This window comes from Hymenobacter elongatus, assembly GCF_004745955.1.
Taxonomy (GTDB): domain Bacteria; phylum Bacteroidota; class Bacteroidia; order Cytophagales; family Hymenobacteraceae; genus Hymenobacter; species Hymenobacter elongatus.
Genome location: NZ_SRLD01000022.1, coordinates 51,350 through 74,510 on the forward strand (window position 1 = coordinate 51,350; position 23,161 = coordinate 74,510).

The following is a 23,161-nucleotide window of genomic DNA, read 5'->3' on the forward strand; positions in this document are numbered from 1 at the left end:
TGCATTCCGAAAAAGTAGCAGCGCGGCCCCGCAACCAAAGCCGTGCCATGCTAGTAAACCCTCTTAACTTTTCCACTCTTTAGCTATTTCGGACCGATGGACCTTCAACAGCAAATGGACTTACAACAGCAATTTGAAGCCGCCGTAACGCGGGTAGACGGGTTGCCGGGCGACAAAGCCGCCGCCCACATGACAGAGCTTTACGGCCTCTATAAGCAGGCCACCGAAGGTGACCATGACACCAAAGGCGAAACCGTAGGCGACGACTCGCCCGACAACCCCAGCGGCCAGCCCGGCATGTCGCAGGCGCAATGGGATTCGTGGAGCAAGTTCAAAGGCCTCGACGAAACCGATGCCAAGCGCCAATACGTGGAGAAAGTGAATACGTTGGCGGGCCCCGTCGGCGAAAAAGCCACGATTCTCACGGGCAACGGCCAACCAGCCACGGCGAGCCAGGTGAACAGCGGGCAGTCCGAAAACACAACCACCTCGCAGCAGCCGGACAGTGGCCCCGGTGTATCACAAGGAGGTCTGCGCGGTGATATTACGGCCGGTGCGCCCTACGGCGGCGAGGATAAGCTGAAAGGCGAGCAGAGTTAGCCGCGCGACGTGAAGCCAGCTCGGCCACTACCAAACCCGAAGCCTTCTTTCGGTTGAAACGGCAAGGTTGTTTCGCTGAAAACACAAAAGCCGCTCACGTTGAGCGGCTTTTGTGTTTTCAGCAGATCAGGAGCCGCCACACTAGAAGATCTTGCCCGGATTCATGATACCGTGCGGATCAAATACCTTTTTGATGCCGCGCATGAGGGCCAAATTCGCTTCGGGCAGGGCAATGCCGATGTACTGCTTCTGCACCAGCCCGATGCCGTGCTCCCCGCTGATGGTACCGCCGAGCTTGACGCACAGCTCAAATATCTCCGTTATGGGCTTGCGCAGCCCTACGTTCCACATGTCATCGTCGAAGTCGCCCCGGATGATGTTGACGTGCAGGTTACCGTCGCCGGCGTGGCCGTAGCACACGCTCTTGAACCCATAGCGCTGCCCGATTTCCTTTACGCCCTTGAGCAGTGTGGGCAGCTCGGCGCGGGGTACCACGGTGTCCTCCTCCTTGTACACAGAATTATAGCGCACGGCATTGCCGATGTTGCGGCGGATTTTCCATAGCTCGTCTTTCTGGGCAGCCGTGTCGGCTAGCAGAATATCGCCCACATCGTACTTTTCCAGCACGGCGTACACTTGCTCGGCTTCCTTGTAGAGCTGGTCCAGATCCTGCCCATCCAGCTCAATAAGCAAGTGGGCGCGAATGTCGGCGGGCAGCTTGATGTCGATGTTGAGGTAGCGCGCCGACCACTCAATAGCCTCGCGCTCCATAAACTCCATGCCCGAGGGCACGATGCCGGCCCGGAAGGTTTCGGATACGGCTTCGGCGGCCTGCTCCTCGCGGCGGAAGGGCACCAGCATCAGAATGCTTTGCTGCGGGTACGGAATCAGCCGAAAAACAACGCACGTAATAATCCCCAAAGTGCCTTCCGAACCCACCATAAGCTGCGTCAGGTTATAGCCCGTGGCATTTTTCAGCGTATTGGCTCCGGTCCAGATGATGTCGCCGGTGGGTAGCACTACCTGCATATTGAGCACGTAGTCTTTCGTGACGCCGTATTTCACTGCTTTGGGGCCACCACTGCTCTGGCTGAGGTTGCCACCCAAAAAGCAGCTGCCCTTGCTGGCCGGGTCGGGGGGATAGAACAGGCCCCGCTCCCGCACGGCATCCTGCAAGGCCTGATTGACCACGCCCGGCTCGACGGTGACCTGCAGATTACGCTCATCGATTTCGATGATGCGGTTCAGCCGGTCGGTGAGCAGCACCACGCCATGGTGCACCGGCAAAGCGCCCCCGCTCAGGCCCGTGCCTGCTCCGCGGGCCGTAATCGGCACGTAATGCTCGTGGCACAGCCGGACAATTTTGCTGATCTGCTCGGCGTTGGCAGGGCGAAGTACTACATCCGGCGCAAAATGCAAATCTTCGGTATGGTCACGACCATAGTCGGCGTAGGCTTCGGCTTCTATTCGCTGAGCAGTAATCACATACGCTTCTCCTACGATTTGCTCGAAGGCTGCTACCAGTTCGGGAGTCAGGGGTTGGAAATCCATATATAGAAGGCAGAATGACTGATTCGCGTATCTTTGCCCCGATGCGGGAACACCTTACGAAGGTACATTATTCGCGCCAGCAGAGTGGCTGGTGGCTCGTACTATTGCTTAGCTTTTTGGGGCTGCTGGCTAGCTGCGGAGGCTCCCGCAAGATAAACCAGCGTAACGGCCGCTACTACTCAGCCCGCGAAATGGCGCGCATGAAGGCCGATGAGCGACGTCGGCGCGGTGTGCGCCCCACAGCCAAAGCCAAGGCCAAAAGCACTTCACCGGTGGGCAAGACCAAGACCGTAGTAAAGCGCCGGGTCAGCCCAGGCTCCGTCTCCCGCGACTTAGCGACCGTAATTGAAGCGGCGCGCTCGTATGAGGGCACTCCCTACAAATATGGCGGCACTACCCGCCTGGGCATGGATTGCTCGGGCTTGCTATGCGCCTCCTTCGCAGCCATTGATGTGCAGATTCCGCGCTCCTCCAACGAGCAAGCCGTGTGGGGAGCCCCTATCAAACCCCAGGACCTACAGGCCGGCGATTTAGTATTTTTCGGAGCCTCACCTGGCAGCGGCGCCATTACGCACGTGGGCCTGGTGACGGAAGCCAGCGCGGAAGGCGTTCAGTTCATCCACTCTTCCAGCTCGTTAGGGGTTGTGGAGAACAGCCTGGAGAGTGACTATTATCTGAGTCGGTTTATCAAAGCGGTAAGGCCCAGATTGTGAATTTCCCTCTTACCTTTGTGGTCGTAAAACCCTTGCCTGCGCGGGTTGTGCCAAAGACAATGATTTGGTAACGGAGCTGGCCAAAATCGTCCTTACTTTTGCGCTTCGTTTCCCCCCAATGCCTCTTCTTTTTTCACCTATTTACCCATTTATGAAACATTCACGTTTACGCCTCTTGCTTTTGCTGGTGTTGACGCTGTTGTCAGCCCCAGAGGCGTGGAGTCAGGTAACTACTTCGGCGATGAACGGTATTATTACCGACAAGTCTGGAGAGGGTTTGCCTGGTGCGACAGTCATTGCCGTACACACGCCTACCAACACCCAATACGTATCTCCTACTAACTCGGAAGGCCGCTTCAACATCAACGGCATGCGGGTAGGAGGTCCATACTCGGTCCGCGTAACCTTCATTGGCTACAAAGAGACGGCTCGCGACGGTATCTTCCTGACGCTGGGCCAAAACCTGCGGCTGGACATCAACCTGAGCGAGGCAACCACTGAACTGGCGAACATCGTCGTTCGGGGACAGCGTGACAACATCATTAATGCCGACCGCACGGGTTCGGTGACGTCGGTGCAGCGCGAGCAAATCGACCGGTTGCCTTCCATCAGCCGGAGCCTGAACGACTTCACCCGCCTCACGCCCCAGGCCAACGGCTCGACCGTAGGAGGTGGCAACAACCGTCAGAACAACTTCACCGTCGACGGTTCCGACTTCAACAACAACTTTGGTATCGGTGGCAACCTGCCCGCCAACGGCTCGCCTATCTCCCTGGACGCTATCGACCAGATTACGGTAAGCGTAACGCCCTACGACGTGCGCCAGTCCGGCTTCGTGGGTGGTGCTATCAACGCCATTACCCGCTCGGGTACCAACGAGTTCACCGGCTCGGTGTATACCTACTCCCGTGACCAGACCTTCATCGGTAACAAAGTAGGCAGCGAGACTTTCAACCTGCAGAACTCCCGCTTCAACCAGTACGGCTTCCGTCTGGGTGGCCCGATCATCAAAAACAAGGTATTCTTCTTCGTCAACGCTGAGATTGAAAAGAACATCGTACCCGGTCAGACACGCGTTGCCGCTACCGATGCCGCCCCCTTTGGCTCAAACAGCGGTGTGGCCCGCCCCAAGGATTTTGAGCTGGATGCCATCAGCAACTACCTGCGCGACAAGCTAGACTACACGACTGGCCCGTACCAGGGCTACGAGTTCATCAGCGACCGTACAAAACTCACGGGACGCGTCGACTGGAACATCAGCCAGCGCCACCGCTTCAACGTGCGCTACAGCCAGACGGAAGGCAAGTCGCCTAGCTTCCCCAGCGGGTCGTCGAGCCCGCTTACCCAATTCCCGTTCGGCGTTGGTCGTACCGACCTCAACGCGCTGCCCTTCAAGAATGCTGGCTACTTCCAGGAAGCTAACTTCTACTCGCTGGCCGCTGAATTGAACTCGACTTTTGGCAGCAACATGGCCAACACATTCCGGGCTACTTACACCAAGCAGAACGACCCCCGCAGCTCCGACAGCAAGGTTTTCCCTTTCGTGGATATCCTGAAAGCGGATAATGCCACGGCGGCCCCCACTCCTTTCACCTCGTTTGGCTACGAGCCGTTCTCGCTGGGCAACCTGCGCGACGTAGAAATCTACTCGATTCGGGACGACTTCTCCTGGACGCTGGGCAAGCACAACGTGACCCTGGGAGGCCAGATTGATCAGAGCGAGACCAAAAACGGCTTCCAGCGCTTCGCCGCCAGCTACTACCGCTTCAACTCGTTTGAGGATTTCGTAGCCGCCAGCGACCCAAGCCGCACTCCGGCCGAGCGGGCTTCCGTGTTGCCGACCGACTTTGCTCTTACCTACTCGCTGGAGCCCGGTTTTGCTCAGGCATTCCCTTCGTTTAAATTCGGTCAGTACTCGTTCTATGCCCAGGACGAATTCGCTCTCACGAGCCGTATCCGCCTGAGCGGTGGCTTGCGTGCCGATTACATCACCTTCCCGGAGGATCTGAAAGAGCACCCGCTGGTTTCGGCGTTGACCTTTGCTAACGGGGAGAAAATAAACACGGCTACGCTGCCTGCTTCCAAAGTACTGTGGTCGCCCCGTATTGGCTTCAACTGGGATGTGGAAGGCAATAGCACTGTGCAGCTGCGTGGTGGCTCGGGCATCTTCACCGGTAAAGTGCCGTATGTGTGGATCGTGAGCCAAGCCGGCGATGCGGGTATGCTGCAGGTAACCCGTACTTTCTCCGGTGCTGGTGTGAAAGACCTGAATGGCACCCCGAACTCCTACCAGGGCTTCCAGACTGACCCCAACTTCTACCGTCCGGAAACTGTTCCGGTTGCTGGCACGGTTATCCCAAACCCAATTTCGGCCGTTTCTCCCGACTTTAAGTTCCCCCAGACCTGGAAAAGCAGCCTGGCCTTGGACGTGAAGCTGCCCCTAGGCGTTGTGGGCTCGCTGGAAGGTATTTATAACAAAGACCTGAACACAGCCATTTTCCGCAACCCGAACATGGTTGCGCCAAAGAACCTCGCGGTGGGCGGCTACCCCGACAACCGCTTGATGTACCCTAACGGTAACCCGGACAAGTTCATCAACCCGATCAGCACGGCTGGTAAGGCAGTACCCAACGGCACTGCCGGTGGTCAGGCGTTCAACACGATTGTGCTTGACAACGCTACCAAAGGCTATTACTGGTCGGTAGCCGCTAAGGCAGAAAAGCAGTTCGACAGCGGCCTGTTTGCGTCGGTGGCTTACGTGCGCAGCGACGCCCGTAACCTGTTTGATGGCGGAGGCGACCAGCCCCTGTCGTCGTGGCAGCAGAATCCTTCGATCAACGGCTCCAACAGCCCCCAGCTGAGCTACGCCAGCTACGTGGTGCCAGACCGCGTAATTGTTTCGCTGTCGTACCGCAAGGAGTACCTCGCACACCTGGGCACGACTCTGTCGCTGTTCTACGAAGGCAGCCAGGGTGGCCGCTTCTCGTACGTGTACTCGTCTGACTTTAACCGCGACGGTGCCAACGCTGACCTGATCTACATCCCGAACAATCCGTCCGAAATCACCTTCGTAGCGCAGACTGTCAACGGCGTAGTAGTTACGCCACAGGAGCAAAGCGACTTGTTCTTCAAGTACGTGGAGCAGGATAAATACCTGAGCAAGCACAAAGGCGAGTATGCCGAGCGTAACGGAGCCCTGTTGCCATGGCGTAACCAGATTGACGTGAAGCTGTTGCAGGACCTGTTCGTGGACCTGGGCACTAAGCGCAACACGTTGCAGCTGAGCCTCGACGTATTCAACCTTGGCAACCTGCTCAACAGCAGCTGGGGTGCTTTCCAGACCACCAACGCTACCTCGGTTCTGGTTCCTCAGAACGTAGCGGCCCTGACCCCAGGCGGCGCGGTAAAGCCGACGTTCCGCTTGCAGCTTGACCGCGGCAACCTGGTGCAGGAAACCTTCCGCCGCAACCTGAGCCCGTCGTCGACTTACTTCATGCAGGTAGGTTTGCGCTATATCTTCAACTAATCTGGTTTCAGAGTAGTCCCAAAAGCGGGTGGAACAATGTTCCACCCGCTTTTTTTATGCCTAATTATCAAGCTGATGTATTTTCCAGGCACTTTTTTATCTCGCAACGCTTGCACATTCTAAAACGCCGCCTACCTTTGCACCACGATTCCACAGTAAATGACTGCGGAAACAATACCCTGGGGGATTAGCTCAGCTGGCTAGAGCGCTTGCATGGCATGCAAGAGGTCATCGGTTCGACTCCGATATTCTCCACGAAAGCCCAACCTAACCGGTTGGGCTTTTTTTATTGGGGATATTAGAAAGTCTGCAGCATGTCATGCTGAGCTTGTCGAAGCATCTCTACCGCTTCGTCGCCAAAGTAATTTGATTACCATTGCAGGAGAGATGCTTCGGCAAGCTCAGCATGACGTTCGACAAACTTGCTAAGCAGCTTCATCGTCTTACCCGACGCGTTGGCCTGGTCAAGGGACATAAAAAGGGCTCTGCTGAAGCAGAGCCCTTTTTGCGTGAAAACTGCAGGAACATTTACACAAACAGCCCATCAACCGACAGATACCGCTCACCCGTGTCGTAGCAGAACGTTAGGACCCGACTACCCTGGGGCATGTCGGCGAGCTTCTTGGCGACGGCGGCAAATGAGGCACCGGAAGACACCCCGACGAACAGCCCTTCTTCACGGGCGGCCCGGCGAGCCATATCGAAGGCTTCCTGCTGGCTTATCTGAATGGTACCGTCCAGAATGTCGGTGTGCAGGTTGGCCGGAATGAAACCGGCCCCGATGCCCTGAATCGGGTGCGGGCCGGGGGCACCGCCACTGATAACGGGCGACAGCTCGGGCTCGACGGCAAATGTCTGCATGTTCGGAAACTTCGGCTTCAGCACCTCCGTCACGGCCGTGATGTGGCCCCCAGTGCCCACGCCGGTGATGTGGAAGTCGAAGCCCTCGGGCGCATCGCGCAGAATCTCCTGGGCGGTTGTTTCGGCATGAATCCGGATGTTGGCCGGGTTCTCAAACTGCATGGGCATCCAGGCCCCGGGCGTATCGCGCACCAGCTCGTGCGCTTTTTCGATGGCCCCTTTCATGCCCTTCTCCCGTGGCGTAAGCTCTAGGCTGGCACCATAGGCCGTCATCAGGCGACGACGCTCGATGGACATCGACTCGGGCATGACCAGCGTCAGCTTGTAGCCTTTCACGGCGGCCACCATTGCCAGACCCACACCGGTGTTGCCGGAAGTCGGCTCCACAATCAGACTATCAGGAGTCAGTAGGCCGTCTTTCTCAGCCTGCTCAATCATGGCCAGGGCAATGCGGTCTTTGATGCTGCCACCCGGATTAGCGCGCTCCAGCTTCACCCACACTTCCACATCGGGGCGCTGGGCAAACAAGCGGTTCAGGCGCACCAGCGGCGTGTTGCCAATGGTATCGAGAATGGTGTTGGCTTTCATAGGAAACAAGTGAGTGAAATGGTAGAGAGTAGGCTGATGGAGCAGCAGCTCCAGTGGCATTGGAAGCGGCGCACTGCGCTACTGCTCGTTGCTCAGATGGAAAATACAATATCCGCAGTAGGATCTTCGGAGCGGGTAACGTGAATCTGGGCCCGATGATAGACCCGCGAGTGAGAAGGTACGCTTTCCGTCAGCCACACATTGCCGCCGATGATGCTGTGGCTGCCCACCACCGTGCTGCCCCCGAGAATGGTAGCCCCGGCATAAATTACCGTGTGATCTTCAATGGTGGGGTGGCGTTTGGTGTTGGCCATGTGCTTGGCTACGCTCAGAGCGCCCAGCGTGACGCCCTGAAAAATCTTCACGTAAGCTCCGATTACGGCTGTTTCACCAACGACGATGCCCGTGCCATGGTCGATGCAGAAGGAAGGGCCAATGCGGGCTCCGGGATGAATATCGATGCCGGTGCGGGCATGAGCATACTCGCTGAGCAGCCGGGGCACGCGGGGCACCTGGCGCTGGTAGAGCGCATGCGCAAAGCGGTGTAGGGCAATGGCGTAGAAACCCGGATAAGTACTGATAACCTCCGCGCTACCCTGGGCGGCGGGATCGGCGGCCACAATGGCGGCGGCATCCCGGAGCAGCAGGTCACGCAACAAGGGCAGCCCCGCCATGCAGGTGGCGGCAATCTGCTCGGCAGCACTGACCTCCAGCACCGCCCGGAGCAACTCGGCCAAAGTAGCCTGGAGCTGCTTGAGCGCGGCTGCTACGGCAGCGGGGCTGCTGAGGTGACGATCGGCGCGCTCGGGAAAAAGCACCTGCAAGAGCGCGTCGGCAAGAGCGCAGAACGCCGGGCCCGGCAACGGCGCGGTGGCCTGCTGGTGCGCAACGGCTAGAGACTGAACGAAGGCGGCGTGCATAGGACAGGACAAAAAAATGCAGCCCGCAACGAACAGGCCGCTTACAACGGCAAGATAACGGCCTCGGCGTATGCTGCAACCAGCAGTACAGCGGAAGGTTTGGGACACAACCGCTGCTGCGTGCCTTCCGTTAGGATACAGATCTGAGCTTGTTTTCAATCCTTCACTTCATTCCTACTTTATTATGGCTGATACCTCCATCACCAAAGTCGACTCCAAGTATTCACCCAAAGGCCACGACGGCGAAAAGTACCTGGCCTCCGGTATTCATGTGGCTATGCGGCTCTGGGAAAATGAGCAGCCCGGCGACTCCAAGGAGCCTGCTACCCGGCCTTACGAAACGGTAGGCTACGTTATCAGCGGCCGGGCTGAGCTGCATCTGGAAGGCCAAATGGTCGTGCTCGAACCTGGCAACTCCTGGGTGGTGCCGAAAGGCTCATCACACACCTACAAGATTCTGGAAGCCTTCACCGCCGTGGAAGCCACTACGCCGCCGGCCCAGGTGCACGGCCGCGAAGAAGAATAACAGGTGTAGCCGCCTCACATCGGGAAACGCCGGGCCCACACAGGTCCGGCGTTTTTGTGGGCTGGCAGTTGCACTAATCTGATTCGCAATACTGCCTCCCACAGGGCTGAGAACTAACCACAGTAAGGAGCAGCTATTCTTATGAGCAATTAAATAGCGAAAGTACCCGAAGACATAAAACTATGCATATATGTCTATAAAACAGTAAATTACACTATGCTCACATTTTCTGCATCCAGGTTTATTTTTTCTAATGGCCCAACAGCGCTATAGACAAAGAATGCTTGGATATGGGCTACAAAAAAATGAATTATTCCTAACCTGACCACACTAAATACCGTTTAGGCCAGACCGCACTTTCCCATTTTGGCTATGAAACACTTCGTACAACACACATTGCCCGGCTGTATACTGCTGCTCACCACCAGCTTGCTGGCCGCGGCGCAACCACAGCAGCACCGCCCGGCAGTAGCTTCGTTATATGTGAATGACGCCAGCCAAACCGGTGATGCCTTCACAACTACTCCCGGCAATGATGCCACCGGGGATGGCAGCAGTACTGCCCCTTATGCCACCGTGGCCAAAGCCCTGGCCAGTGCAGATGCCGCTACCAGCACTATTTTCATCGACGCGGGCACGTACTCCGAGCGGGTCATCCTGAATAAGAACATCAGCCTGCAAGGCGTAGACACGGCCCGAACGGTATTCGACGGCGGCCTCGTGCCGAGTGATATCCAGACCCAGGAAACGGGTATTTTCATCACAGCCGTTGGGGGCACTCCTACCAATCCGGTTACCATCGCCGACCTGAAAGTGCGGGCTTACGACTACGGCATTCAAAACGACAACCAAGTTAACCACGTCAACTTTCTGATTGAGGACGTGACGACAACCGAGAACCGGCAGTTCGGAATTTACTGGAATGGCTACCCAAGTTTCACCGAGAATATTACGTTCCGGCGAGTGCGGGCCGCCAAAACTGCGCTGGCTCCTAATACGCGCAACAATGGCGCGGGGCGCGGGCTGTTTCTGGTGAATGGCAGCAAAATCAATATTCTGATCGAAGATGGCGTGTTCGAGCAGAACCGCCGGGCTGGCATCGATATCAATGACGGCAGCGTGAGTGGCCTCGTTATTCGCAACTGTCGCTTGGGTTCCAATCTGGGGCCGGCCATTGCGGTGCTGGGTGCGGCCGGCCTGCGGGATGGCGGCGGCAACTTCGTGACCCCAGCTGCTCTGATTGAGAACAACACTATTCGCAATAACGCCTCCAACGGCCTGGAGCTGAAATCGTGCACCGGTACTGGCCGCAGCAGTGGCCCCGGCAGCCTCGTGGTGCGCAACAACTACGTCGTGCGCACCATTGGGGCGCCAACCAATCTGGCCGAGGACAATGCCGGTATTGCCTTTATCGACCGGGACCGAAATGTAATTGTCACGGGTGGGGGCGTGACCAGCGACCTGCTCACCGGAGGAGCATACATCCAGAACAATATCGTGCGTGGCTATCTGGCCGATGCGCTACGCACGGCGTTCAACGTCAATGGCTTTGGCGTGGTACTGGAAGGGGCCAACAATAAAGTATTTGGCAATGTAATAGCCCAGTGCCAGCGCGGCATTCAGGTGCAGGACCGGCCAGCGAACAGCACCGGCTCGACGCCTTTCTTTGATATTGACCGCAACGCCTCCCTCGTTTCCACCGGCGACAGTATTCGCAACAACAGCATAGACTCCTGCTTCACATCTGTGCGGGCCGTAAATTTGTCCCAAGTCGTGAATGCGTCGCTCAACTGGCTAGGCAGCAACCAGGCGACTAGTATCCGCGGTACCAATGCGGCGGGCCGGGACGGATTGTTGCTCACCTTGGGCGGGCCAGCCACCAGCTTCGCTCAAGTGTCGTCGCTGGAGCCCACTGGCCGGATCGACTATTCGCCTTTTCTGCACACAAGAACGGATGCTTCGGCGGCAGTAGGCTTTCAAAGCGACCTGAGCTATCTGCACGCCGACCGCTTCAGTCCCACTACGGGTTCTGATGGCCGTTTGCAGGAAGCCTTGACAGCAGTGGCCGAAAATGGAACTGTGGAAACCGTAGCGGCCACGTATGATGAAACAGCCACCATTACCAAAAACGTGACGCTCACGAATGATGGCCCGACCACGGTGCAGAACCTGGGCGTGAATGCTCCCGGCAAGGTGGGCATCTTGGCCGCGCCCTTCAGCTTGTCGGGTACTCTGACGCTAACGTCAGGACTGCTGCGCACTTCGACTTTGGGCTTGCTAACCCTAAATGCCGGGGCGGGTGCCACCGAAGGAAATACAGCTTCCTACGTGGATGGGCCACTACGCAAGCTGGGAAATTCAGCCTTTGTATTTCCGCTGGGCAAAGCAGGCTTCTGGGCACGCCTGGCAATTTCAGCCCCCAGCAACCCGGCTACGGCTTTCACCGGAGAATATTTCGCCTCCCCTTTCCCAAACCGCACGGCTTCGCCGCCCCTTAACGAGGTTAGCTCCGTTGAGTACTGGAACCTGGACCGCGCCGGCTCGACTGATGCGGTAACGGTGCGGCTCTACTTCGAAAACAGCGGCCGGAGCGGCATCGACGAGTTTTCGAACGACTTGCAGGTGGCCCGCTACGATGGCTCTACCTGGATTTCGGAAGGCAACGGTGGTCTTGGCGGCTCGTTGGCAGCTGGCTCAGTCGTTTCGGCCGGGCCCGTGGCCAGCTTTGGTCCCTTCACCTTCGGCTCGCTCTCGCCCGTAGTCAATCCGCTACCCGTGGAGCTGGTTAGCTTCACCGCTACCGAGCGCCAGCCGGGCACGGTGACGCTGGAGTGGCAAACCGCTTCGGAGAAAAATAACCGGGGCTTTGCCATCGAGCGGAGTGTCGACGCCAGGAGCTGGCAGCAGCTAGCCTTCGTCGAGGGCCAGGGTACTACCACCACAGTCAGTCGCTACTCTCACCAGGATCGGCCAGAGTTGACCAGCGTGGTTTACTACCGCCTGCGGCAAATTGATTTGGACGGCAAGTTTGCCTACTCACCGGTCGCGTCGATAACCCGCGATACAGAGCAACGCCCAGGCGCAGGGCTGGCGCTGTCCCCCAACCCTGCCACGAGTTACACCACGCTGCAACTCCCGGCCCCAGTCTCCGGACCGCTGCAGGTTTCGCTCACCGACTTGGCTGGCCGCATCGTACTGCGCACCACCTTGACTGACGCTACTAATTTGCAGCTGATACTGCCGGCTTCTTTGCCCGCAGGCACCTACCTAGTGCGGGTATCGGGAGCCGGTATTTCTGGCAAGGCAGTGCGGCTGCTCAAACAATAGCGGTATGATCAACCCAGTAAAAACCAGCAGCGGCGACCGGAATTCTGGTCGCCGCTGCTGGTTTTTACTGGGTTGATCGTTCAACTTGCCTCAACGGATCAGCTCTACCCGCTCTATCCGGTCGCCTATTTCCAACCGGCTTACTACGTCCATGCCACTCACTACTTGGGCAAAAATGGTATAGCGGCCGTCGAGGTGTGGGGTGGGCGCGTGCGTGATAAACCACTGGCAGCTTTCGGTGTCTTTGCCCGCCGAGGCCAAACCCACCGCTCCTTCCCCGTAGCGCAGATCCGCGAATTCGGAGCGCAGGTTGTAGTCGGAGCTGCCCCAGCCGTCGCCGCGCGGGCACCCGCCTTGGGCCACAAAGTTGGGCACCACGCGGTGAAAATTCTTGCCATTGTAAAAGCCCTGCTTCACCAGCGTCACGAAGCTGGCCACGGAACCAGGCGCTTCATTCACCAGCAGGCGAAAAACCACTGGTCCTTTACTGGTCTGAATTCGGGCGCGCTGCCCCGCCGGCAGCGCCTGCACGATGCTCCAGTCGATGGGATGCGTAGCGGCCGTAGCCACTGGGAAGGGAGCAGTATCTTTTTTATCCAGGTAATCAATTGTTTGCTGCAACGACTGCCAGGCCTCCAGGTCACGCGGCAGCACGAGCTTATCGCGGGCTTGCTTCAGGAAAGTGGCATTCGTAAACAGACGGCGCATATCCAGCTTGGGGTCCCGAATTGCCTCGGCGGCACTTCCCATCAGGGCCACGTCGCTGCTGCCGATGGCCCGCTGCATCGTAAGGGCGAAAGTAGCCTGCTGATCGACCGGAAAACGGCTCAGCCGGCGCATTGCCACCAAGGCATCAACGCCATAGGTGCTAATCACGACCGGCTGCCCGGCACCAAACGTGGCTTTTGCCACAAAGTCGTACGCGGCCGGGTCTTCGCCCAAGGCTTTCAGCAAATAGCCTTTTTCGTACGGATCGGTGGCGGCCCTGTAGCGCTCCTGAATGGCGGCTCGGATGGCGTTTTGGTCGGGGCCGCCCAGCTTCAGGGCCGCCGCCAGCAGCGTGGCCCGGGGCCGCCAGGCGGTCAGCTTGTTGGCTTTCTCCAGAAACTGTAGGCCGGGTTCTCCTCCGGCGTTGTTGAGAAAGAACTCAGCCGCCGTCAGAGCTACGTGTTCGTGGGTATCGGTCAGGGCATCCCAGGCGGCTTCTTTCACGGGCGCATATTGCGCGGCGGTCATGGCGCGGAGGGCACTAATTCGAACCCGGTAGTCGGGGTCGCGGCGCACCAGCGTGGCCAGCACCCCAGGCACCGTCGTCGACTGACTGGCTTTGCTCAGGGCGGCGGCGGCGGCGCTGCGCACAGCATAGGCCAGATCGTTTTGGGCAATGCCACCAATAACGGCAGCGTAAGAATTCAGATTCAGGCCCCGCGTGCGCGCCAGGGCATTGGCCGCCGCCAGCCGCGCCCGGTACGGATTAGCCGGGTTGAGGAGCTGCACAATACGTCCCACGGCCGCTTCCGAGGTCACGCCCCGCAGCCCGGCCCGGTACAGGCCCCAGGCCTGGCCTACCAGCGCCGCCGTGTCGGCCCCCATGGCAGGGGGCAGACGAGCCAGCATACCCAAGCCTGCCCGCGACACGCAGCGCCCGAGGGCTTCCAGCGCATACTGTCGCGCCAACGCATCTTTCTCCTGAAAAATACGCTCCCGCAATGCTACTTCAGCAGTTGTGTCAGCAGTTTGGCCCAGGGCGTAGGCGGCCGCACACCGTACGCTGGCGTCGGCGTCGGCAAGGCGGGCGGCAAGAGCCGGCACGCTGGCCTTATCCTGTACCGATGCCAACGCCCACGCTGCTTCCCGCCGATACTCTACCTCGGGGCGCTCCAAAAACGGGAGCAACGCCGTGGTCTGGCGCTCGTCCTGGGCGGTGGCAATCTGCCGCAGGGTAGCATCCGCAAACTTGTTGGGCGCAGCTGCGGCGGTGGCAGCAGTACGAGCTGGCGCGGTGCAGGCCACGAAGCTCCAGCTCCAGCAGCCTAGCAGGCCAGTGGTCAGGGCTAAACGGCAAAAGTATAGGTGGCTCATATTGGCCCAAAGTAGCCAAAATACCCGGCGCGGCCGCAGCTTCGGTCGACTATTGGCCGCTGCCAGTGGCCGCTGGTCGTTTTGCAGGGCTTGGTCAAACACATGCGGCGGTTGTTTCCAGCGCTATTTCCCGCAGTGCAGCTTCCAGCTGCTGAAATAGCAGGTCGTTGTCGGTTTGGCTATAGGCGGCCAGGGCTTGCTCGTAGCCGGTCAGGTCGTAGAGAAAAGCCTTGATGTTGTCGGCGGTCAGGGCGCTGAAATGGCGGCCGTAGCCCAGCTTCTCGACCTGGGCCGCGTTCAGAAACTGCTCGAACTGGGCCGGAATCGGGATGGCGCAGATGGGCTTGTGCAGGTACACCGCTTCGCTGATCAGCGAGAAACCGCCGTTGGTAATAACCGCCCGGGCACTGGCCAGATCATCGATAAAGCCCTGCTCGCTGAAGGCCCGCAGCTGCACGTTGCCGTAGTTTTCTTCCCTGTTGAAGCCATATACCCGGAACTGCTGGCCCGGCAGCGCCTGTAGCATGGGTACCAGATCTTTCTGGTTGGTGGCCGACTGATACACCACCACATGCTCGCCGGCAGTAACTGAAGCAGCCAGGATTTCGGGCCGGATGACAGGAGGCACGAGCGTCGTGTTGGCTTTGATGATGGGCAGCTGAAAGAAGGTAGTAATAAAGTACTGTCGGCTTCGGGGCAGCTTGGCCCGCACAATTTGCCGGGCCAGCAGCAGATTTTCCCGCTCGGCGCGGGGCACGGCGACGTCCAGCTGGGTACGGTTGAGAATCTGCATGTTGTCGATGCTGAGCAGCGGCAAGCGACGCCACTTGGCAAAAAAGTAGCTGAACGACTCGAAATCGGAGATGACCAGATCGGGCGGAAAGTCGCAGAGCAGCTCGCGGTACTTGGCGAAGTTGACGCGCAGGTTTTCGGGTGCCGTGCGCAGCGTGAGGGCCGCCGTGCGCAGCTTCGACACCGTCAGGTGCTTATAAGCCAGGTGAAAGCCCCGAATTTCATGGACCCGACCCGGGAAGGTGGCCGCCAGCATCTGAAAGGCGCGCGAGCTGCTGACGACGCAGACATTGTGCCCCTGGCTGAGCAAGTGCCCGATGATAACCTTGCTGCGGGTTGCGTGGCCCAGGCCTTCGCCGGGCACGCCGTAGAGAATGTTCATGGGAGGATTCCGGACTGTGCGTATAGTAGTAGATGCCCGGAATGTAAGGTATAACTACCGCACGGCAGGCGTGCTACAGTAATCAGAGTCGTTTTTTACCGCTATTCACAAGGCTTCTTACCACTTGGCCTCACCGCTGAAGAGCGGTAGTCGTGATAAAGCAGCCAACCGCCTCAGTGCGAGCCTGGGCCACCGGCTGACCCGCGACAATGGCCGACAGCGCATCGCGCAGCTCATGATGCGTAACGACCATCCGGCGCTGCCCCAGGCGGGCATAGGAGTTGTCGATGCGCCCTTGGTAGAGCACCGTGCGGTCATCGGCAGCTGTCACGACGACCTCCGGGGTAATGCGGGCCTGGAAGCGCCGGGTCAGCACTTGCCGCTCGTCGAGGCGCAAAGGAAAAGTCAGCTGGTATTGCTTACCGAACAGAATAAGGTCAGCTGGTCGCAGTTCCTGATCCGGGAATATGCCCAGAAACCGGATGTTCTGCTGGGCGTAGGCAGCATGCAATTGCCGCAGAACGAGCGTAGCATTTTGACTAATGGGGCAGGTATCCGACAAGAATACGTACACCGTAGCCCGCACGGCCGGCCGCGCCTCCTGCAGCCGGGCCGCGCTCGTGAGCACAGCCAGAGTCAGTACCAGAACGAACCGAAAAAGAGATAGTAACGCCTTCATATGGTAGTACACGGGCAGTAAAAGTAGTATCCGCAGCAACAGCTGTACCGGTATTTTCACCGTTGCAATGGATTCCGGTCAGCAGTTTCCGACCTACTATTTTGGTAGACAGCCTCGCTGCCTGGTCAGTTCCGCAACGGCTTCCCGGCCAAGCTATGTACTTTCGGCCTGGTTTTGGCAACCGAATTCCCTTTCCGCGCCTACGCTTTCTTACCGTCATTTCCTTCTTTCAGCAATGAAACAGCTTCCTATGTTGCGTATCAATTTGGTTCTGACGGCCCTGGCGTCCGTTGTGATGACGGCCTGCACGGCACCGCGCAGCATGACGATGTCGGGCAAAGTTACGCCCCGCGGGGAGTTCAAAATAGGAGGTAATCAGTCGTTCAATATCCCGACCGAAACGATCAGCAAAACGGGCGCTGCCATCAAGGCGGCGGCCGAGCAGCTGGCCAAGGAGGAAAAAGTAGACTACGGCACTTCCAACGAGTTGGTCGATAAGCTACAGGTTGCGGCCCTGGCCTACGTGCTGGACCCCGTGCAGCCGGCCGCCGACCTCTACGTGCGCTACGGTGTGCTCGACCGGCTGGACGTGGGCTATAAGTACGCGTTTGGGTCGCACGTTTTTGATGGGATGTATCAGTTTATGGGGCCTGTGGGTACGCCCGAGCGCCCCGGCGGCGCGGCTGGGGCCCGCTATGGCAGCATCGGTATCCAATTTGCCACGCAGCGGGCCAAGCTGCCCGATATCCCGTATTTCGACAATATCAACGAGCTGCTCCGGTTTCGGGCCACCCGCCAGGACCTGCTGATTCCGCTCGTGTTCAGCCATTCTTTCGGGCCGGAAGAACAAGTAGGAGCCGTTTCTTACGGCCTGGTATACTCCCACACCTTCCTGCGCTACGGTTTCGACCCCAAGCGAATTTATACCAATAGCCAAGCCACCCAGCTGATTCCTAACCTGCCGGAACGCAAGCAGAACTTCTCGTCTTACGGGGCTTTTTTGAACGTGAAAGTAGGCTACCGCTATGCCTACGTAGTGCCGGCGCTGGCCGTGTACTACCAGAACTACGGCACCTACCAGCTGCTCAATAACAAGAGCACCAAGCTCAGCGGCCTCACCTTCATTCCGTCCATCGGCCTGCAGTTCCGCATTCCCACTACCCGGAAATAAGATTCCGCCGCCTCTTTCCCGAAGCCCTGCCACTGGTGACCAACTGGCAGGGCTTTTTCTGTTACAGCAGCTGCCCGCAAAGCGCAGCAACGCCCCACCGCAACGCCGCACCCCCGCACCGACCACCCCGGCGCTTCAGAGCCTGCGTACTTTTTGCTAACTTCCGCTCCTGGCTTTAGTTTTTTCTTTCCGCATGCTTCATTTCTACCTCAATAATCAGCGCATCCGCACCGACCAGCCCGCGGGCAGCACCTTGCTGGATTTTGTGCGCTACCACCAGCATTTAAAAGGCACCAAAATAGGGTGCCGGGAGGGCGACTGTGGGGCCTGCACCGTGCTGGTAGGCGAACTGCAGCCCGACAACACCGTGCAGTACCAGTCCATGACCTCGTGTCTGACGCCGCTGGGCAATGCGCACGGCAAGCACATCGTGACGGTAGAAGGTATCAACGCAGCAGCGGGCACGCTCACGCCGGTGCAGCAAGCTATAGTGCAGGAAGGTGGCTCGCAGTGCGGCTTTTGCACCGTGGGCTTCGTGATGTCGCTCACGGGGCACAGCCTGAGCACGCAGCCCGCCACCTCCCAAACCGGCCTGGCGGCCATTGATGGCAACATTTGCCGCTGCACGGGCTACAAATCTTTGGAGCGGGCCACGGAGGCTCTTACCCAACAGCTCGCCGGCCGCGATACGGAGCAGCCCCTGAGCTGGCTGGCCGAGCGGCAATTTGTGCCCGCCTACTTTCAGCAGATACCCGCGCAGCTACAGGCCTTGCGGGCCGAGCAGGAAAGCCAGCCGGCCACCAACGGCCACTCAACTGAGGCGGCGCAGGTGCTGGGCGGCGGCACCGATTTGCTGGTGCAGCGCCCCGAACACCTGCGCGAAGTGCCGGTGCAGCTCGTATACGACCGGCCCGGCCTGCGCGGCATCCGGCAGCAGGCCGATGGGCGAGTGGTGTTTGGCGCGGCTACCACGGCCGAAAACCTGCGAGCTTCCCCCCTTATGCAGGCGCTGTTTCCGCACCTGCCTGACTACATGAAGCTGATTTCATCGACGCCCATCCGGAATATGGGCACGGTGGCCGGCAACTTCATCAACGCCTCCCCCATCGGCGACCTGACCATTTTCTTTCTGGCCCTGAATGCGTCCGTAACGGTTGGGGTACCGGGAAAGGGAAGCCGCGACATCCTCCTCTCCGACCTCTACAGCGGCTACAAAACGTTGACGAAAGCCGCGAACGAGCAAGTGCTGGAGATACACTTTGCGGCACCTCAGGCCGGTGATTGCTTCAACTTTGAGAAGGTTTCGAAACGCACCCACCTCGACATTGCCAGCGTCAACTCGGCTGTGTGGCTGCGCGTCGCCGATGGCTTCGTGCGGGAGGCCCGGATTTCGGCGGGTGGCGTAGGCCCGATTCCGCTGTATCTGGCGCGTACGTCGGCATCTCTGGTCGGGCAGGAAATCACGCCCGAAACCGTGGCGGCCGCCACGGCCATTGCCCAGAGTGAAATCAGCCCGATCAGCGACGTGCGGGGCTCGGTAGACTACAAGCGCCTGCTGCTGCGGCAGCTGCTGTTCGCGCATTTTCTGCGGCTCTTCCCCGAGCGGCTCACCTTCCGCGAGCTGGTGTAGCGCCCCCTAGCGTCCGCCTGGCCCGCCATGCTGTTGGCGCAGGGCAGCCACTTGCTTGTTCTCAACGATTTCGTTTAACGCCTCACCATGCAGATGCCTGGTGTTATTGCGCCGGCCTCTGGCGCTCCTGCCATGAATCACCTCGACCCAGTGCGCCACGTGCGCGGCGAATCCCAGTATATAGATGACGTTCCGGTGCAGCAAGGCACCCTGCACGCGGTAGTGTTTGAGTCGCCGCTGGCACACGGGCGGCTGCGGGCCATTCATGTGGCGGATGCCCTCAACGCAGCCGGCGTAATCCGTATTCTGACGGCGGCTGATATTCCGGGCGAAAACCAGATTGGCGGTATCGTGCCCGATGAACCCCTGCTGGCCGAAGGGCACGTGCACTTTCGCGGGCAGCCGGTGGCGCTGGTGCTGGCCGAAACCGAGCATCAGGCCCAAGCTGCTCTCCATCTCATCCGCGTCGATATCGACCCGCTGCCCATCATCACCGATCCGCGCGTGGCGGCAGCCCAGGGCGAGCTGATAGTGCCGCCGCGCACCTTTCGCATCGGCGACTCGGGAGCGGCCTGGAGCCAGTGTGCCCACATTTTTGAGGGCGAAGCGGAAACCGGCGGGCAGGAGCATCTGTATATTGAAACGCAGGGCGCGTATGCTTTCCCAACAGAAATGGGCGGCGTGCGCATCATTTCCTCGACCCAGGGCCCGACGGCCGTGCAACGCCATACGGCCCATGTATTGGGCATTGGCATGCACCAGATTGAGGTCGACGTAACCCGGCTCGGAGGAGGCTTTGGGGGCAAAGAAGACCAGGCCACGCCGTGGGGCGCGCTGGCGGCGCTGGGCGCCTTCGTAGCGCGGCGGCCGGTGAAGCTGGTACTCGACCGCATGGCCGACATGCGCATGACCGGCAAACGCCACCCCTACTCGTCCGATTTTCGCATTGGGCTGGATGCAAACCTGCGTATTCTGGCCTACGAAGCCACTTTCTACCAGAATGCCGGCGCGGCGGCCGACCTTTCGCCGGCCGTGCTGGAACGGACGCTGTTTCACGCCACGAATACTTATTTCATTCCCAACGTAACCGCTACGGCGTATAGCTGCCGCACCAATTTACCGCCTAATACGGCCTTCCGGGGCTTTGGCGGGCCGCAGGGTATGTTTGTCGTTGAGGCGGCCATCGTGCGGGCGGCCGAAGCCCTGGGCGTAGCCGCCAGCGAAATTCAGCGCCGGAATCTGCTGCGCGAAAACGACCTGTTTCCGTACCGCCAGCCGGCCGAAATGTGCAACGCCGGGCTGGCCTGGGACACGGCCGAGCAAGTGTATGACCTGCCCAAGCTGCGGGCCGAAGTGGCGGCTTTCAACCAGCAGAACGAGCAATGCAAAAAAGGGCTGTCGGTGATGCCGATCTGCTTTGGCATCTCTTTCACCAAAACGGCCATGAACCAGGCCCGCGCCCTGGTGCACATCTACACCGATGGCACGGTGGGCGTGAGCACCGGAGCCGTGGAAATGGGCCAGGGCGTGAACACCAAGATTGCCCAGGTGGCGGCCCAGACGCTGGGGATTTCGCCCAACCGCGTGAAGGTGGAATCGACCAACACGACCCGCGTGGCCAACACCTCCCCTTCTGCCGCCAGCGCCACCGCCGACCTGAACGGAAAAGCCACCCAGCTAGCCTGCGAGGCCTTGCGGGAACGGCTGCTGCGCCACGCCTGCACCGAATATACGCTCCACTACGAAGGGCTCGACATCCGGAACGAGCAGGTGCTAAGCGCCGGCCAGCCGGCCGACACGACGTGGGAAAAGCTGGTGTCGTCGGCTTACTGGCAGCGGGTGAGCCTGACTGAAAACGCCCACTACGCCACACCCGATATTCATTTTGACCCGGTTACGAACCAGGGCTATCCGTTTGCCTACCACGTCTACGGCACGGCCTACACCACCGTCACGCTCGACTGCCTGCGGGGTACTTATACCTTTGATGCCGTACGCATCGTGCACGATTTCGGGGAAAGCATGAATCCCGCCATCGACCAGGGCCAGATTGAGGGCGGCGCGGTGCAGGGTATCGGCTGGATGACGATGGAAGAGCTGCTGTATAACGACGAAGGCCGGCTGCTGAGCAACTCACTCAACAGCTACAAAATCCCGGACCTGTATTCGGTGCCCCAGCGCCTCGACGTGCATTTCCTGGAGACCCCCGGCCATCCCCGAGCCGTTCTGCGCTCCAAAGCCGTGGGCGAGCCGCCGCTGATGTACGGCATCGGTGCCTATTTTGCGGTTCGGGAAGCTATTCGGGCTTTCCGGCCGGCGCACCAGCCCACCTTTTCCGCGCCCATCACGCCCGAGAAAGTATTGCTGAATCTGTATCCGGCCCTTGCCCCTACTGCCACCAGCGCCGTAGTCGTCTCGAATACCGCAGTGGCCTGATCTATTTACTAGACTGTGTGGACAGTAGCGTTTTTAGGGTTTGCTTGCTTCGACCGTCATGTCGACCAACGGGAGACATGACGGTCGAAGCAGTAATCTGATTACCATGGCACGCGAGATGTCTCCCGTTGGTCGACATGACGGTCTTGTACTTATTGTTCATATAGCCTAAGGCGCTAAACCCTGCCCCACCTGCCCGCCAGGCGAGGCGGCGGCGACACTATTCGTGCCTTCCATTCTTTCATTTTCAGTTCGTGTACCATTCTCCGGCCGCTCTTTCTACTCCCCGCGACTTTCCGGTGTGGCAGCATGTGGCGGCCAGCTTGCAGGCTCAGCTGCCCGTAACGCTGCTCTGCGTGCTCAGTAGTAGTGGTAGCAGTCCGGGGCGGCAGGGCTTCAAAATGAGCGTGACGGCCAGCAGCATGGCTGGCTCTATCGGCGGCGGCATTATGGAGCATAAATTCGTGGAGCTGGCCCGCGCCCGTATGCGGGAGGCCGACGCCACGCTGCTCATTCGCCCGCAGGTGCACCGTAAGGAAGCGGCTGAAGACCGCTCCGGCATGATTTGCTCCGGCGAACAAGTTATTCTGCTGCTTCCTCTGACGGCGGCGGATGTACCGGCAATTCTGGCGATTCAGCAGGCGCTTACCCGGCATACGCACCAATTTTTGCACCTGTCGGCGGCGGGCCTACGAGTTAGCGCAGCCGATGCCCGGGCCGTGGCGTGCTCCTACCGCAGTGGCCCCGCGTGGGAATACCAGGAGCGCCTCGGGTTTCGCGACCAGCTGACGATTGTGGGCGGCGGGCACGTTGCCCTGGCTTTGTCGCGCGTGGCGGCTACTCTCGACTTCGAAATTACGGTGCTCGACGACCGGGCCGGGCTGAACACGCACGTAGAAAACCCCTACGCCCACCACAAGCGGACCGTGCAGTACGAAACCCTGGCCGCGCAGGTGCCCGAAGGCCCGCACCAGTATGTCGTCATCATGACCTTTGGCTACCGGCCCGATGAGGTGGCCTTGCGGCAGCTGATCGGGCACCAGGTCAGCTATCTGGGGCTGATGGGCAGCGCGGCGAAAATACAGGAGCTGCGAACCAATTTATCGGCCGCAGGCTATTCGGAGGCCGATGTGGCGCACCTGCATGCTCCCATCGGAGTGCCGATTCACAGCCGGACACCGGAAGAAATTGCGGTCAGTGTGGCCGCTGAGCTTATCCGGATTCGAAACGCGCCAGCGGTTTTCCAGGAAGCTGTTTGAGTTAGTAAAAAAAATCTAAAACGGTCATGTTGAGCGAAGTCGAAGCATCTCTACCGCTTCGTCGGACTGCTCAAACGAAGCGGTAGAGATGCTTCGACTTCGCTCAGCATGACCGTTC

The 23,161-nt window shown here is 59.3% G+C and carries 15 protein-coding genes and 1 tRNA gene; 10 read left to right on the forward strand and 6 right to left on the reverse strand.

Features of this window, described 5'->3' with window-relative positions; genetic code table 11:
- The first annotated feature begins 96 nt into the window (after nucleotides 1-96).
- Nucleotides 97-600, forward strand: coding sequence for an acyl-CoA-binding protein (locus tag E5J99_RS12260; protein WP_135498100.1), 504 nt, complete (start codon nucleotides 97-99; stop codon nucleotides 598-600).
- A gap of 141 nt (nucleotides 601-741) precedes the next feature.
- On the opposite strand, the gene E5J99_RS12265 is transcribed toward E5J99_RS12260, so the two are convergent.
- Entirely contained in the window at nucleotides 742-2,151 is a 1,410-nt protein-coding gene (locus E5J99_RS12265) for an FAD-binding oxidoreductase (protein ID WP_135498101.1), read from the reverse strand.
- Nucleotides 2,152-2,165: 14 nt separating this feature from the next.
- On the opposite strand from E5J99_RS12265, the gene E5J99_RS12270 reads away from it, so the two are divergent.
- The 3 genes from E5J99_RS12270 to E5J99_RS12280 all read left to right on the forward strand — a co-directional run bounded on the left by E5J99_RS12270 (nucleotide 2,166) and on the right by E5J99_RS12280 (nucleotide 6,645).
- Nucleotides 2,166-2,864: a C40 family peptidase gene (locus E5J99_RS12270; protein ID WP_245318925.1), complete on the forward strand. Its 699-nt coding sequence runs from the start codon at nucleotides 2,166-2,168 to the stop codon at nucleotides 2,862-2,864.
- Nucleotides 2,865-3,015: 151 nt separating this feature from the next.
- A complete protein-coding gene (locus E5J99_RS12275) occupies nucleotides 3,016-6,390 on the forward strand; it encodes a TonB-dependent receptor (RefSeq protein ID WP_135498102.1) in 3,375 nt (1,124 codons plus the stop codon).
- A gap of 181 nt (nucleotides 6,391-6,571) precedes the next feature.
- Nucleotides 6,572-6,645, forward strand: a tRNA-Ala gene (locus tag E5J99_RS12280).
- 273 nt (nucleotides 6,646-6,918) lie between these two features.
- Here E5J99_RS12280 and cysK read toward each other — a convergent pair.
- Together cysK and E5J99_RS12290 are read right to left on the reverse strand one after the other, a co-directional pair.
- Nucleotides 6,919-7,839 carry a cysteine synthase A gene (gene cysK, locus E5J99_RS12285; protein ID WP_135498103.1) on the reverse strand — a complete coding sequence of 307 codons (921 nt, stop codon included), beginning with the start codon at nucleotides 7,837-7,839 and terminating at the stop codon, nucleotides 6,919-6,921.
- A gap of 92 nt (nucleotides 7,840-7,931) precedes the next feature.
- Nucleotides 7,932-8,759, reverse strand: coding sequence for a serine O-acetyltransferase (locus tag E5J99_RS12290; protein WP_135498104.1), 828 nt, complete (start codon nucleotides 8,757-8,759; stop codon nucleotides 7,932-7,934).
- 184 nt (nucleotides 8,760-8,943) lie between these two features.
- Between E5J99_RS12290 and E5J99_RS12295 the strand changes: the two genes are divergently transcribed.
- Nucleotides 8,944-9,285, forward strand: a complete 342-nt coding sequence (locus E5J99_RS12295) for a cupin domain-containing protein (RefSeq protein WP_135498105.1) — start codon at nucleotides 8,944-8,946, stop codon at nucleotides 9,283-9,285.
- A gap of 372 nt (nucleotides 9,286-9,657) precedes the next feature.
- Nucleotides 9,658-12,612 carry a right-handed parallel beta-helix repeat-containing protein gene (locus tag E5J99_RS12300; RefSeq protein ID WP_135498106.1) on the forward strand — a complete coding sequence of 985 codons (2,955 nt, stop codon included), beginning with the start codon at nucleotides 9,658-9,660 and terminating at the stop codon, nucleotides 12,610-12,612.
- Nucleotides 12,613-12,702: 90 nt separating this feature from the next.
- On the opposite strand, the gene E5J99_RS12305 is transcribed toward E5J99_RS12300, so the two are convergent.
- The 3 genes from E5J99_RS12305 to E5J99_RS12315 form a co-directional block, all read right to left on the reverse strand.
- On the reverse strand, nucleotides 12,703-14,694 hold the full coding sequence (locus E5J99_RS12305; RefSeq protein WP_135498107.1) for a peptidylprolyl isomerase: 1,992 nt from the start codon (nucleotides 14,692-14,694) through the stop codon (nucleotides 12,703-12,705).
- Between the two features lie 94 nt (nucleotides 14,695-14,788).
- The gene (locus tag E5J99_RS12310) at nucleotides 14,789-15,868 is read right to left on the reverse strand and encodes an MJ1255/VC2487 family glycosyltransferase (RefSeq protein WP_135498108.1); all 1,080 of its coding nucleotides are present in this window, start codon (nucleotides 15,866-15,868) and stop codon (nucleotides 14,789-14,791) included.
- A 130-nt stretch (nucleotides 15,869-15,998) separates the two neighbouring features.
- A complete protein-coding gene (locus tag E5J99_RS12315; protein WP_135498109.1) occupies nucleotides 15,999-16,547 on the reverse strand; it encodes a redoxin domain-containing protein in 549 nt (182 codons plus the stop codon).
- 235 nt (nucleotides 16,548-16,782) lie between these two features.
- On the opposite strand from E5J99_RS12315, the gene E5J99_RS12320 reads away from it, so the two are divergent.
- From E5J99_RS12320 to E5J99_RS12335, 4 genes are all read left to right on the forward strand, one after another.
- Nucleotides 16,783-17,718 carry a hypothetical protein gene (locus tag E5J99_RS12320; RefSeq protein ID WP_135498110.1) on the forward strand — a complete coding sequence of 312 codons (936 nt, stop codon included), beginning with the start codon at nucleotides 16,783-16,785 and terminating at the stop codon, nucleotides 17,716-17,718.
- Nucleotides 17,719-17,911: 193 nt separating this feature from the next.
- On the forward strand, nucleotides 17,912-19,348 hold the full coding sequence (locus tag E5J99_RS12325; protein WP_135498111.1) for an FAD binding domain-containing protein: 1,437 nt from the start codon (nucleotides 17,912-17,914) through the stop codon (nucleotides 19,346-19,348).
- Between the two features lie 132 nt (nucleotides 19,349-19,480).
- Complete coding sequence (locus E5J99_RS12330) at nucleotides 19,481-21,784, forward strand: xanthine dehydrogenase molybdopterin binding subunit (protein ID WP_135498112.1); 2,304 nt, start codon at nucleotides 19,481-19,483, stop codon at nucleotides 21,782-21,784.
- Nucleotides 21,785-22,038: 254 nt separating this feature from the next.
- Nucleotides 22,039-23,043 carry an XdhC family protein gene (locus E5J99_RS12335; RefSeq protein ID WP_245318927.1) on the forward strand — a complete coding sequence of 335 codons (1,005 nt, stop codon included), beginning with the start codon at nucleotides 22,039-22,041 and terminating at the stop codon, nucleotides 23,041-23,043.
- Nucleotides 23,044-23,161 lie beyond the last annotated feature (118 nt).